The sequence below is a fragment of the Nocardia sp. NPDC059764 genome, assembly GCF_042732555.1.
Lineage (GTDB): Bacteria > Actinomycetota > Actinomycetes > Mycobacteriales > Mycobacteriaceae > Nocardia.
This window is the reverse complement of record NZ_JBHWHH010000210.1, coordinates 1-11,573: the sequence shown is the minus strand read 5'-3', so window position 1 is coordinate 11,573 and position 11,573 is coordinate 1. Positions and strand designations below refer to the sequence as shown.

Below are 11,573 nucleotides of genomic sequence, written 5' to 3'. Positions count from 1 at the left end.
GGGGCTGCTCGGCGACATCACCGGCGGCCTTGCCCGCGGCGATCTCCCCGGCGGCTTCGGCGGCCTCGACCGCCGCGGCGTGGGCCGCGTCGTCCGTCGACTCGGCGGGGGCATCGGTGGCGGGCGTGACTGCCGCGTCGGTGGGAGTGGTCTCCGCGGCGGCGCTCGCGGTGGTATCGGCCTCGGTCGCGGCGGCGTCGGCCTCAGTCTCGGTGTCGGCCGCGACGGATGTGACGGACTCCGCGGCCGGGGCGGGTTCGGGCCCCTGGACAGGTTCCGGGAGGCGCACATCGTGGATGCTGCGCTTGCCGGAGTCGCGCGGAATGGCCGCGTCGTCACCGATGTGCGGCTGGCCCTCGTCGTCGGTGCGCTCGGGCGGGAGCGGCACCGGTTTGCTCTTGGTGGCCGGGACCTGCTCGCGTTCGGGCGCGGAGGCGCCCTGGCTGAAGCTGAATCCGCTCGCGGCCTGGTATCCGCCGGACCTGTCGGTCAGCTCCTTGGCCTCGGTGACCTCCGGGGTCAGCGAGATCCGGCGGCGCTTGTTCAGGGCATATCCGGCAACCAGCGCCACGAGCAGCACCGCCGCGATGGCGGCGATGAGAATCCAAACTTCTGCAGTCGTCACCTCCCCATCCTTTCAGAGGTGGTTGCCATGTCGGATGCACGCACCTACCGTCGCGTCGGGGGCCGTGGTCGATATCACACGACGGGGCCGTGGGATGCAACGACACGCCGGGGCTTGGTCCGAAAATCCGACCATCTACCAACCGGTCTGCTCGACTACGTGCCACAGTGCGGAAGGAGCGGCGAATGCGACACCGAGACAATAGGATCGGCGACGTGACCGATCGAAATGTGCTTGGGGGACCGCTGGAGGAGTGTGGCACCGATCCTCTCACCGGCTTCTACCGGGACGGATGCTGCAGCACCGGTCCCGAGGATTTGGGTAGCCACACCGTCTGCACGGTGGTGACCGCGGAATTCCTGGAGCACCAGAAGTCGATCGGCAACGACCTCGTCACCCCGCGGCCGGAGAACAACTTCCCCGGCCTGCAACCGGGCGACCGCTGGTGCGTGGTGGCCGTGCGCTGGCTGCACGCCCACGAGGACGGGGTGGCCGCACCCGTGGTGCTGGCCGCCACCCATGAGAACGCCCTCGAGGTGGTGCCCATGGAGACGCTGCGCAAATACGCCGTCGACGTCCCCGACGACGTCAGCGACCTGCTCTAGTCGTCGACGCCCCGCTCTGGTCGTCGGCGCCCTTGCGCAGCAAAGCCTCGGTGGCGCTGCGCAATTCGACGCGGGCCGCGAACAGGCGCGGATCGGAGGCGAACGCCACCCGGTCCGCGCCCGCGTGCAGCGGGCCGTTGAGCACCTGCAGGGTGATGGAACCGGCGATGGCCCCGAAGAACAGCGCCACCAGCGCGGGCCGCTCCCCCGCCAGGGCCAGGGTGAGCGCCGCCTGGCCGCCGAACACGGCCGCGGTGGCCGCCGAGATGACCAGCGAGTGGGTCATGTCCGCGCGCAGCGCCTCACCCTCGTCGTAGGCGTCCAGCACCGCGATCCCCAGGCCCAGCACCACCAGGTCGGCGGCGGTCACCGACAGCATGGCCGTGCTGGGCAGCACGTTGAACCCGAGCAGGATGAGCGCCGCGCTCATCCCGAGCAGCAGCGCGCCCACGGTGAGCAGTCCGGCCGCGGAACGCCGTGAGTCCTCGGACCATTCGGCCTGCTGGCCGAGCATGGCCAGCATGGTGCCGAGCAGGGCCAGCAGGGTGACCGCGCCGAGCACGTAGCCCGCGGGCAGGAAACCGCCCGCGGCGGGCATCGCCAGTACCGCGCACAGCGGCACCAGCCCGACCCGCCACCAGCGGTCGACGCGTTCCACCCCGGCGGGCAGCAGCCGCACGAAGACACCGCTGAAGGCCAGCACCGGGGCGCACACCAGCACGATGCGCACACCGTCGAACCAGGGACTCCCCCCTGCCATCCGATCCGCCACCACCGCGGCGGCGAACGCCAGTAATCCGATTGCCGCTCTGCGCAACAACAGCTTTCGCGGATCCCGCGCCAGTAGATACAAACCGAGCCACCATGCGGCACCGAACGCCGCGGCCGACACCCAAACCACGCAGGGAGCGTACTGCCCCGCCGGCGGTTCGCGGGGGCATACCGCAACGCCGTATATGGCCTTCTACCAGTATTTTTCACCGATTACACCCCCTCGTCACACCTTCGCATCCGTTTGGGCACACGCAGGTCACGAAGGGCCCCAACGGCTTTCATCGGGGGGTCGGCGGTGAGGTCAGGCGGGTACCGCGTGGCGGCGGCGGTGGGCCTTCTGCCGGCAGGCTGCCGAACAATAGCGAGCGGGGCGGCCGGTGCCGGTCGGCTGGATCGGGGTGGCGCAGATCGGGCAGTGCGGGGCCGGGGTTTCGTCACGGATGGCCGTTTCGTCACGGGCGGCGATCGCGTTCCCGCGTTTCGTTACGGACTGCGCCGGGGGCCGGGCGCGCATGGCGTCCAGGACCAGGACGGCGGGCCGGGACAGTTCGCGGTCCGGGGACAGGCGTTGGATCGCAACACATCCCGTGAACAGGGCGAGGACGTCGGGAACGGTGAGGTCGGGGCGGACGGAGCCCTGCCGCTGGGCGGCGATGAGCAGGTCGCCGAGGACGGCGTGGAAACGGGCTCCGGCGTCGCGCACCAGTTCACGCGGCCAGCCGTCATTGTTGACCATGTCGCACACGGCCTGGTTGCGATGGCTGGAGGTGATGACCTCGGCGCAGAAGCCGAAGAAGGCGGCCCCCGCGTCGGGGGCGTCGCGCAACCGGTGGCCCAGACCGGTGAGCCGGTCGATGCGTTGCTGCATAACGGCTTCCAGCAGTGCGGTCTTGGTGGGGAAATGGCGGTACACGGTGCCCGCGCCGACCCCGGCGCGGCGGGCCACCTCGGCCAGGGAGACCGCGAGCCCGCCGTCGGCGAGAGCGCGCTGGGCGGCGGCCAGGACCAGGGCGCGATTGCGGCGCGCGTCGGCGCGGGCGTTCGGGGCGAGGCTGGTGGGTGCGGACATTTCGTTACGCGCGTCCTTTCCGGTGCTGGCCAACGGAAACGCGGTGGTCCTAGCGTTCTTATCCGGGTCGACCGACCCGAATACTACCGAACGAACGGATGAGAATGTCTTCTCAGAAGAAACTGGCGTCCTCTCGGAATGACCTGATCCTGGTGACCGGCGCGACCGGCAAGCAGGGTGGCGTCACCGCGCGCCGATTGCTCGACACCGGCCGGTCGGTGCGTGCCCTGGTGCGCGATCCGGAATCGGCTGCGGCGCAGGCCCTCGCCGCGGCGGGCGCGGAGCTCGCCGTCGGCGACTTCGACCGGCCCGAGACCCTGGCCCCGGCGCTGGCGGGCGTGGGTGCGGCATTCCTGGTGCCGCCGGCCGCCTTCGGCCCCGAGGGCTGGGACGTCGACCTGGAGGTCGCGCGCGGCGACGCTTTCCTCGACGCGGCGGCCGCCGCCGGTGTCGAGTACATCGTGTTCACGACCGTCGCCTCGCTGACCGAGGACGGCCAGTGGGGTGCGCAGGGCAAACGCCGGGTGGAGGAGGCGCTGCGCGCGAGCGGCCTGCACTGGACGATCCTGCGTCCGGCCCGGTTCATGGAGAACTACCTCATGGTGGGTTTCCCGGTGGACGGCATCAACGACGGCGTGCACCGGCATCTGTTCCCGGCCGACAAGCCGGTCCAGTCCATCGCGATCGAGGACATCGCGGTGATCGCGCAGCTGGCCTTCGACGATCCGGCCCGCTTCCACAGCAAGGTCCTGGAGTTGGCCGGTGACGCTCTCACCATGACCGAGGCCGCGGCGGCCATCACCGCCGCGACCGGCCACCAGGTCCGTTACGTGGAGGCGTCGCAGGCCGACGCCGAGGCCATGGGCCCCGAGGTCGGTGTGGTCTGGCGGCTCTCCCGGGAGGGCCGGGGCTGGCACGCCGATATCCCGGCGGTCCGCGAGATCCATCCCGGCCTGCGGACTTTCGAGGCGTGGCTCGCCGAATCCGGTGCGGCGCGGTTGAAGTCGCTGCTGGATTGACGAGCGCGCGCTCGATCGGGGTCCGGGTGGATCAGTTCAGCGCGCCGTTGTAGTCGGGCAGCTTGAAGGTCTGCTGGGCGTGGCCGCCGGACAGGTCGGAGGCGCTGTTGCCGATATTGGCGACGATGGTGTAGCCCTGGGCCTCGATCGAGGCGCGGGTGGCGGTCTTGTAGTCGGCGAGCGCGCCCGCGCCCGCGGAGCCGGTGGTGAGGCCGCCGCCGTAGAGGCCGTCGACCGGGTAGCCGACCGTGGTCAGGTTGATCTGGGTGTAGATGTTCATCACCGAGGGGCGGCCGGTGACGAAGATGATCGACGCGCCTTGGCTTTTCGCCCACTTGGCCAGCGCCAGCATGGGCGGGATGGCCGGGGTGATGGGTGCCGCGTGGTAGCTGGTCTCCAGCGAGGTGTTGTCGATGTCGAGGACGATGGCGGGCTTGGTGACGCCGGGCAGCGCGGTGGTCAGGTAGGCCTGGGCGGCGTTGGCGACGGTGGTGACGTCGCTGATCCACTGGCTGTAGGGCGGCAGGTCGGCCTTGCTGCCGCCGGAGCCGGACAGGGATCCCGTGCCCGAGCCGGACCCGGCGGATCCGGTGTCGGCGAGGGCGAGCGGGAGCGGAGCGGCGAGGCCGACGGAGAGTCCGGCGGCCAGGACGGCGATGGAGCGCTTCATGGGGCCGGACGCTAGCGGCAACCCAATGGGACGCGCAGGTGTTTCACTCCGACATCGGGATGAATTCCCGCTCAACGGGACGCCGCGGCGAATCTACGACGTCGCGCCGACCAGGTTCTCCCCGCGCATCCGCTGCGAGATCACCTGCGTGATGCCGTCACCGCGCATGCTGACGCCGTAGAGGGCGTCGGCGATCTCCATGGTCGGCTTCTGGTGGGTGATCACGATCAGCTGGCTCTTCTCCCGCAGCTGCTCGAACAGTCCGATGAGCCGGCGCAGGTTGGTGTCGTCCAGCGCGGCCTCGACCTCGTCCATCACATAGAAGGGCGAGGGCCGGGCGCGGAAGATCGACACCAGGAAAGCGACGGCGGCCAAGGACTTCTCGCCACCGGAGAGCAGCGACAGCCGCTTGACCTTCTTGCCCGGCGGGCGCGCCTCGACCTCGACGCCGGTGGTGAGCATGTCCGCGGGATTGGTGAGCAGCAGCCGCCCCTCACCGCCGGGGAACAGGCGACCGAAGACGCCGGTGAACTCGCGTTCCACGTCCTCGTAGGCCTCGGTGAAGACCTGCAGGATGCGCTCGTCGACTTCGGCGACCACGTCGAGCAGGTCCTGGCGGGCCTTCTTGACGTCCTCGAGCTGGGTGTTGAGGAACGTGTAGCGCTCCTCGAGGGCCGCGAACTCCTCCAGCGCAAGCGGATTCACCTTGCCGAGGGTGACCAGATCCTTCTCGGCGCGCTTGGCGCGGCGTTCCTGGGTGGCGCGGTCGTAGGGCATGGGCTGCGGTTCGCTGACCGTGTCGCCGCGCTCGCGGGCCTGCTCGTACTCCATCATCTCCAGCGCGGTGGGCGGCGTGGGGACGTCGGGGCCGTATTCGGCGATCAGGTCGTCAAGGCTGACGCCGAACTGTTCGGAGATGGTGGTCTCGACCTGTTCGATGCGCAGCGCGGCCTGGGCGCGGGCCACCTCGTCGCGGTGCACGGCGTCGGTGAGCTGGGCGAGCTGGGTGGTCAGGGCGCGTGAACGCTCCTTGGTCTGATCGACCTGGGCGGCGTATTCGCCACGGCGGCGCACCAATTCGTCGCGGCGGGCGGCGGCCTGGGCCACCACCTGCTCGAGTTCGGCGGCGATCTTCTCCGCGGAGGCGGCGACCACGGCGGCCAGCGCGGCGGCCTGGCGGCGAGCGGCGTGGGCGCGTTCGGCGCGAGCCCGGTTCTCGCGTTCGGCGCGGGCGGCGCGGCGCAGCGAATCGGCCTTGCCGCGCACCGATTCCGCGCGTTCCTCGGCGGTGCGCACGGCCAGGCGGGCCTCGACCTCCATGGAGCGGACCTCGGCGAGGGCGGCGGCGGCCTCCTCGCGGGCGTAGCCGGCGGTCTCGGTGCCCGCGGATTCCGGGTCCAGGTCGGCCTGTTCGTTCTCGGCGTGGCGCAGCCGGTCCTCGAGTTCGGCGAGCTTCGCGAGGGTTTCCTCGCGGCCGGTCTCGGCGTCGGCGCGCTGGGCCAGCAGCCGGTCGCATTCGCGCTGGGCGCCGCGGGCGGCGTGGCCGAGGCGGCCGAGCCGGTCGTAGATGGCGACCAGGGCCTGGTCGGATTCGTGCAGGGCGAGCAGGGTGTGGTCGACGGCTTCCTTGCGATCGGTCTGCTCGGCCAGCGCCCCGGCGAGCGCGGCTTCCAGTTCCTCGGCCTGCCGCTGCCAGGACGCCAATTCGGCGGTGGCGGAATCGATGTCGGCCTGCACCTCGAGCTGGCTGGGGGCGCGGTCGGAGCCGCCGAGCAGCCAACCGCTGCCGGTGATGTCGCCGTCTCGGGTGACCACCCGCAGTTCCGGGCGCGCGGCGATGACCTGCGCGGCGGCGGCGAGGTCGTCGGCGACGGCGATGCCGGCGGTGAGGGCGGTGATCGCGCCGCGCAGGTTGGCGGGGCAGTCGACCACGTCGGCGAGCCAGCGAGCCGAGCCGGGCAGGGGTGAATTCGCCTGCGCCGCAGGCAGGGCCGCGGCGTCGGCGTAGACCAGGGCGGCGCGGCCGCCGTCGGTCTCCTTGAGCGCGCGCACCGCGGCGTGCGCGGCGGGCCCGGTGTCGGCGGCCACGGCGTCGGCCAGCGGGCCCAGGGCCGCGGCGACCGCGGACTCGAAGCCGCCGTGCACGCGGATCAGGCCGGACAACGGGCCGAGCAGTCCGTCGGCGCGGTGCTCGAGCAGCCAGGCCGCGCCGTCCTTGCGGCGCAGGCCCATGGCGAGGGCTTCAATGCGGGCGGTGAGGGAGGCGACGCGTTTGCCGGCCTCGCGGTCCTGTTCGCGCAGCTCGGTGACGCGCTGGTCGGCCAGGTCGAGGGCCTGGGCGGCGTGCTCGTAGGCGTGGTCGAGGCCTTCCTCGCCCGCGTCGAGTTCGTTGAGTTCGCCCTGCACGGCCTCGAATTCGGCATTGGCGTCCTCGCCGCGGCGGCGGGCCTCGGCGATGGCGGTGGACATGCGGGCCACCTCGCCGTCCACGGACTGGGCGCGGATGCGCAGAGTGTCGACCTGGCCGGAGAGCCGGGCCAGGCCCTCGCGGCGGTCGGCGACGGCGCGGACCGCGGCCAGGTGCGCCTGCTCGGCGGCCTTGGCGGCCTGCTCGCGTTCGTAGAGTTGCTCGCGGGCTGCTTCCAGCGTCTCGGTGGCGATTTCGACGGCTTCGCGCAGTTCGGCCTCTTCGGCCTCGACCCGATCCGCTTCGCGCTCCAGCTGTTCCGGATCACGGCCGGTGCCGGTCGGTTGCTCGATGGTCAGGTTGCGCGCGCGATCCCGCGCGATCCGGATAGTGGCATTGACGCGTTCGGTCAGCGCGGACAGCTGGAACCAGGTCTGGGCGGCGGCCTCGGCGCTGGGGGTCAGCTTGGACAGCTCGAACTCCTGCTGTGCCAGTGCGGCATTGGCGGCGTCGAGTTCGGCTTGCACGGTGACGTGCTGCTCACGCGCGTAGGCCTCCTTGCTCTGCTGGCTCTCCAGTTCGCGGCGGCGGCTGACCAGATCGTCGGCGGCGAGCCGCAATCGGGCGTCCCGCAGTTCGGACTGGACGGTCGCGGCGCGACGCGCCACCTCGGCCTGCCGGCCCAGCGGCTTGAGCTGCCTGCGCAGTTCGGTGGTGAGGTCGGTGAGGCGGGCCAGATTGGCCTGCATGGCGTCCAGCTTGCGGACCGCCTTCTCCTTGCGCCGCCGGTGCTTGAGCACGCCCGCGGCCTCCTCGATGAAGGCCCGCCGATCCTCCGGCCGCGATTCCAGGATCGCCGAGAGCTGACCCTGACCGACGATGACGTGCATCTCCCGGCCGATACCGGAGTCCGACAGCAGTTCCTGCACGTCCATCAACCGGCAGGAGTTGCCGTTGATCTCGTACTCGCCGGCGCCGTCGCGGAACATGCGGCGGGTGATCGACACTTCCGAGTACTCGATGGGCAGCACCCCGTCGGAGTTGTCGATGGTCAGCGTGACTTCGGCACGACCGAGCGGGGCGCGGCCCGCGGTGCCGGCGAAGATGACGTCCTGCATCTTCCCGCCCCGCAGCGCTTTCGCGCCCTGCTCACCCATCACCCAGGTGAGCGCATCGACGACGTTCGACTTGCCCGACCCGTTGGGCCCCACCACACAGGTGATCCCCGGCTCGAATCGCAACGTCGTCGCGGACGCGAAGGACTTGAACCCCTTCAACGTCAGACTCTTCAGGTGCACAGCGGCTCAGACTACCCGTTCCCCGAAGATTGCCCCGAGTATGCCGACCCCGCGTCCCTTCTGCGCCACGGCGCGGTCCGGGTCGCGGGTCAGCGAGCGCGGTAGCGGTTCCAGGCGGCGGATTCCCAGCCCATGACGACGCGGAAGATCAGCACCGCGCCCCAGGGGCCGATGACCCAGATGGGCCAGGGGTAGGTGAATTCGCCTGCGGCCACCGAGATCGCGGCCCAGATGAACAGGCACAGCAGGCTCACGCCGAGCCAGGCGCTGCCCTCGATCCGCTGCCAGAGCGGGAGGCGGGTGCGCGAAGTGGTCTGCGGGGCAACGGTCTTCGAGAGCTTCGGCAGGTCCTGGAGGACCAGCTGGAGGTCTTCGCGGGTGGCGGTGGCGTAGACGCTGGTGAGGCGGTCGTTGTATTCGGCGAGGTCCAGGCGGCCTTCGGACAGGTGGCGGCCCAGGAGATCGGCGATCTGGGCGCGCTCGGCGTCGGAGGCGCGGGTGCCGGTGGTGATGTCCATGTCGATCCTTAACGGTCGGGCACTGCCGGATATTCCATTGTGGAACGTGAATCCAGGATAAACCTCCACATTGGAATGTTCAAGGGATTCAAGTGATGGCGGGTGCCAGCACATTTGCCAGCAGGGGGTATGCGGTGAGATGGTTGGTGCCAGTTCTCGGACAAGGAGTCATCGTGGACCTTGACTGGTCGCCTGCTGATCTGGCGTTTCGTGATGAAGTGCGCAGCTTTCTCGACGAAAAGTTAACCGACGATCTACGCCGAGCGGGACGGTTGGCGACCAGCGTCTACCCGGACCACGAGGCCAGCATGGAGTGGCAGCACATCCTGCACGAGCGCGGCTGGGCCGCCCCGGCATGGCCGGTGAAGTACGGCGGCTGCGACTGGAGCCTCACCCAGCACTACATCTTCGGCCGCGAATGCACCCTGGCCGGAGCGCCGAACCTGTCCCCCATGGGGATTCGCATGGTCTCGCACGCGATCATGGCGTTCGGCACCAAAGAACAGAAGGACTTCTTCCTGCCGGGCATCCTCACCGGCGAGGTCTTCTTCTGCCAGGGCTATTCCGAGCCCGAGGCCGGGTCGGACCTGGCCTCGTTGTCCATGGCCGCGGTCGCCGACGGCGAGGACCTGGTGGTCACCGGATCCAAGATCTGGACCACCCACGCCACCGAGGCGAACTGGATCTTCGCCCTGGTCCGCACCTCCAAGCAGGCCAAGAAGCAGCAGGGCATCACCTTCCTGCTGATCGATATGCGCACCCCGGGCATCGAGATCCGGCCGCTGGTCATGACCTCCGGCGAGCAGGTGCAGAACCAGGTGTTCTTCGATCAGGTCCGGGTGCCGAAGGCGAACGTGCTGGGGCAGATCGACGACGGCTGGACCGTGGCCAAGTTCCTGCTCAACTTCGAGCGCGGCGGCGGCGCGGTGGCCCCGGCCCTGCAGGTGATGGCCGAGGAGCTGGCGCGGGCCGCGACCGCACAGGTCGCCCCGGGCGGCGGCGCGCTCATCGACGACCCCGCCTTCGCCGCCAAGCTGGCCGACGCCCGGCTGCGCGCCGATGTGCTGGAGATCCTCGAATACCGCACGCTCGCACTGGTTTCCAGCGGCAAGGACCCCGGTCCGGCGGCGTCCACGCTCAAGATCCTGGGCACCGAGCTGAGCCAGGCGCTCACCGAGCTGGCGCTGGAGGCGGCGGGTCCGCGCGGCCGCGCCTATCAGCCGCACGCCACCATGCCGGGCGGTCCGATCGCCGACTTCACCCCGCCCGCCGACGGTTTCGTGGCGGGCGAGGAGTGGCAGGCGGTCGCCCCGCTGCGGTACTTCAACGACCGCGCCGGCTCGATCTACGCCGGTAGCAACGAGATTCAGCGCAACATCATCGCCAAAGCCACCCTGGGACTGTGACATGGACTTCTCTTTCACCGCGGAACAAGAACTGCTGCGCGACACCGTCACCGAGTTCCTGACGGCCCGCTACCCCCTGGAGGCGAGCCGGGCCGCGGCGCGCACCGGGGCCGGGTGGCAGCCGGAGATCTGGCGTGGCCTGGCCGAGGAGGTCGGGATTCTCGGGGCGAGCCTGCCGGAGTCGGCGGGCGGCATCGGGGGCGGACCGGTCGAGACCATGATCATCGCCGAGGCGCTGGGCGCGGCCCTGGTGCTGGAGCCGTACGTGGACACCGTGGTGGTGGGCGGCGGCCTGCTGCGACGCGCCACCGGCAAGCGCGCCGAGGACCTGCTGGCGGGCATCGCCGCCGGTGAGGTGGTGACCGGATTCGCCGCGCTGGAACCGCGTTCCGGCTACGACTACACCGCGGTGGCGGCCACGGCGGTGCGCGACGGCGACGACTGGGTGATCACCGGCGAGAAGACGGTGGTGACCGCGGCCCCGCTGGCCACCCACCTGCTGGTGACCGCGGTCGCGGACGGCGAGATCGCGCTGTTCGCCGTCGATGTCGACCCGGCCGCGCCGCCCGCGGGCCTGACCGCGCGCGCCTACCGCACCATCGACGAGCGTCAGGCCGCCGACCTGACCTTCGACGGTGTGCGCGTCCCCGCCGACGCCCTGCTGCTCGCGTCCGCCGGCGAGGCCATCGCCGCGACCGTGGACGAGGCCATCGCGGCGGTGTGCGCGGAGACGGTCGGGGCCATGCGCAGGGTGGTCGACGACACCGTCGCCTACGCCAAGCAGCGCCGCCAGTTCGGCGTCGCGATCGGCAGCTTCCAGGCGCTGCAGCACCGCATGGTGGACATGCTGCTGGAGCTCGAACAGGCCGTGGCCGCAACGTATCTGGTGACCCTGAAGCTGGACGCCCCCGCCGCCGAGCGGGCCCGCGCGGCCTCGGCCGCCAAGGCCACCGTGGGCCGCGCCGCCCGCAAGATCGGCCAGGAGTCGGTGCAGTTGCACGGCGCCATGGGCATGACCGAGGAACTCGCCATCGGCCACTTCTTCAAACGCCTGACCGCCGTCCAGTACGAGTTCGGCACCACCGACCAGCACATTGCCCGCTACGCCTCACTGACGCGGCCGTAGCGGGCGCTCCCGCGCACCGGCTCAGGGGTGACCGGTGCCGGATCGGGTTCCGGTGG

The 11,573-nt window shown here is 70.8% G+C and carries 9 protein-coding genes and 1 pseudogene; 4 read left to right on the top strand and 6 right to left on the bottom strand.

Annotation, left to right across the window (positions count from 1 at the left end; all coding sequences use genetic code 11):
* Positions 1-625 (bottom strand): annotated as a pseudogene (locus ACFV4K_RS31235) (signal recognition particle-docking protein FtsY); the annotation flags it as partial.
* A 215-nt stretch (positions 626-840) separates the two neighbouring features.
* Between ACFV4K_RS31235 and ACFV4K_RS31230 the strand changes: the two are divergent.
* A complete protein-coding gene (locus tag ACFV4K_RS31230; protein ID WP_326357779.1) occupies positions 841-1,230 on the top strand; it encodes a DUF2237 domain-containing protein in 390 nt (129 codons plus the stop codon).
* Here ACFV4K_RS31230 and ACFV4K_RS31225 read toward each other — a convergent pair.
* Positions 1,214-2,131 carry a hypothetical protein gene (locus ACFV4K_RS31225; protein WP_379279766.1) on the bottom strand — a complete coding sequence of 306 codons (918 nt, stop codon included), beginning with the start codon at positions 2,129-2,131 and terminating at the stop codon, positions 1,214-1,216. The two genes, ACFV4K_RS31230 and ACFV4K_RS31225, sit on opposite strands and share 17 nt — an antisense overlap.
* A 174-nt stretch (positions 2,132-2,305) precedes the next feature.
* Entirely contained in the window at positions 2,306-3,073 is a 768-nt protein-coding gene (locus ACFV4K_RS31220; RefSeq protein ID WP_379279764.1) for a TetR/AcrR family transcriptional regulator, read from the bottom strand.
* A gap of 104 nt (positions 3,074-3,177) precedes the next feature.
* Between ACFV4K_RS31220 and ACFV4K_RS31215 the strand changes: the two genes are divergently transcribed.
* Positions 3,178-4,092: an NmrA family NAD(P)-binding protein gene (locus tag ACFV4K_RS31215; protein ID WP_379279763.1), complete on the top strand. Its 915-nt coding sequence runs from the start codon at positions 3,178-3,180 to the stop codon at positions 4,090-4,092.
* A 31-nt stretch (positions 4,093-4,123) separates the two neighbouring features.
* Here the strand turns inward: ACFV4K_RS31215 and ACFV4K_RS31210 are convergent, their stop codons facing one another.
* The 3 genes from ACFV4K_RS31210 to ACFV4K_RS31200 all read right to left on the bottom strand — a co-directional run bounded on the left by ACFV4K_RS31210 (position 4,124) and on the right by ACFV4K_RS31200 (position 8,985).
* Positions 4,124-4,762 (bottom strand): HAD family acid phosphatase, encoded by a 639-nt coding sequence (locus tag ACFV4K_RS31210; RefSeq protein WP_379279761.1) that lies wholly within the window; start codon positions 4,760-4,762, stop codon positions 4,124-4,126.
* 93 nt (positions 4,763-4,855) lie between these two features.
* Positions 4,856-8,467 (bottom strand): chromosome segregation protein SMC, encoded by a 3,612-nt coding sequence (gene smc, locus ACFV4K_RS31205; RefSeq protein WP_379279760.1) that lies wholly within the window; start codon positions 8,465-8,467, stop codon positions 4,856-4,858.
* A gap of 89 nt (positions 8,468-8,556) precedes the next feature.
* A complete protein-coding gene (locus tag ACFV4K_RS31200) occupies positions 8,557-8,985 on the bottom strand; it encodes a DUF1707 domain-containing protein (protein WP_379279758.1) in 429 nt (142 codons plus the stop codon).
* Positions 8,986-9,158: 173 nt separating this feature from the next.
* Here ACFV4K_RS31200 and ACFV4K_RS31195 point away from each other — a divergent pair, with 173 nt between their 5' ends.
* Together ACFV4K_RS31195 and ACFV4K_RS31190 are read left to right on the top strand one after the other, a co-directional pair.
* On the top strand, positions 9,159-10,391 hold the full coding sequence (locus tag ACFV4K_RS31195) for an acyl-CoA dehydrogenase family protein (RefSeq protein WP_379279757.1): 1,233 nt from the start codon (positions 9,159-9,161) through the stop codon (positions 10,389-10,391).
* Position 10,392: 1 nt separating this feature from the next.
* A complete protein-coding gene (locus tag ACFV4K_RS31190; RefSeq protein WP_379279756.1) occupies positions 10,393-11,517 on the top strand; it encodes an acyl-CoA dehydrogenase family protein in 1,125 nt (374 codons plus the stop codon).
* The last annotated feature ends 56 nt before the right edge of the window (positions 11,518-11,573 follow it).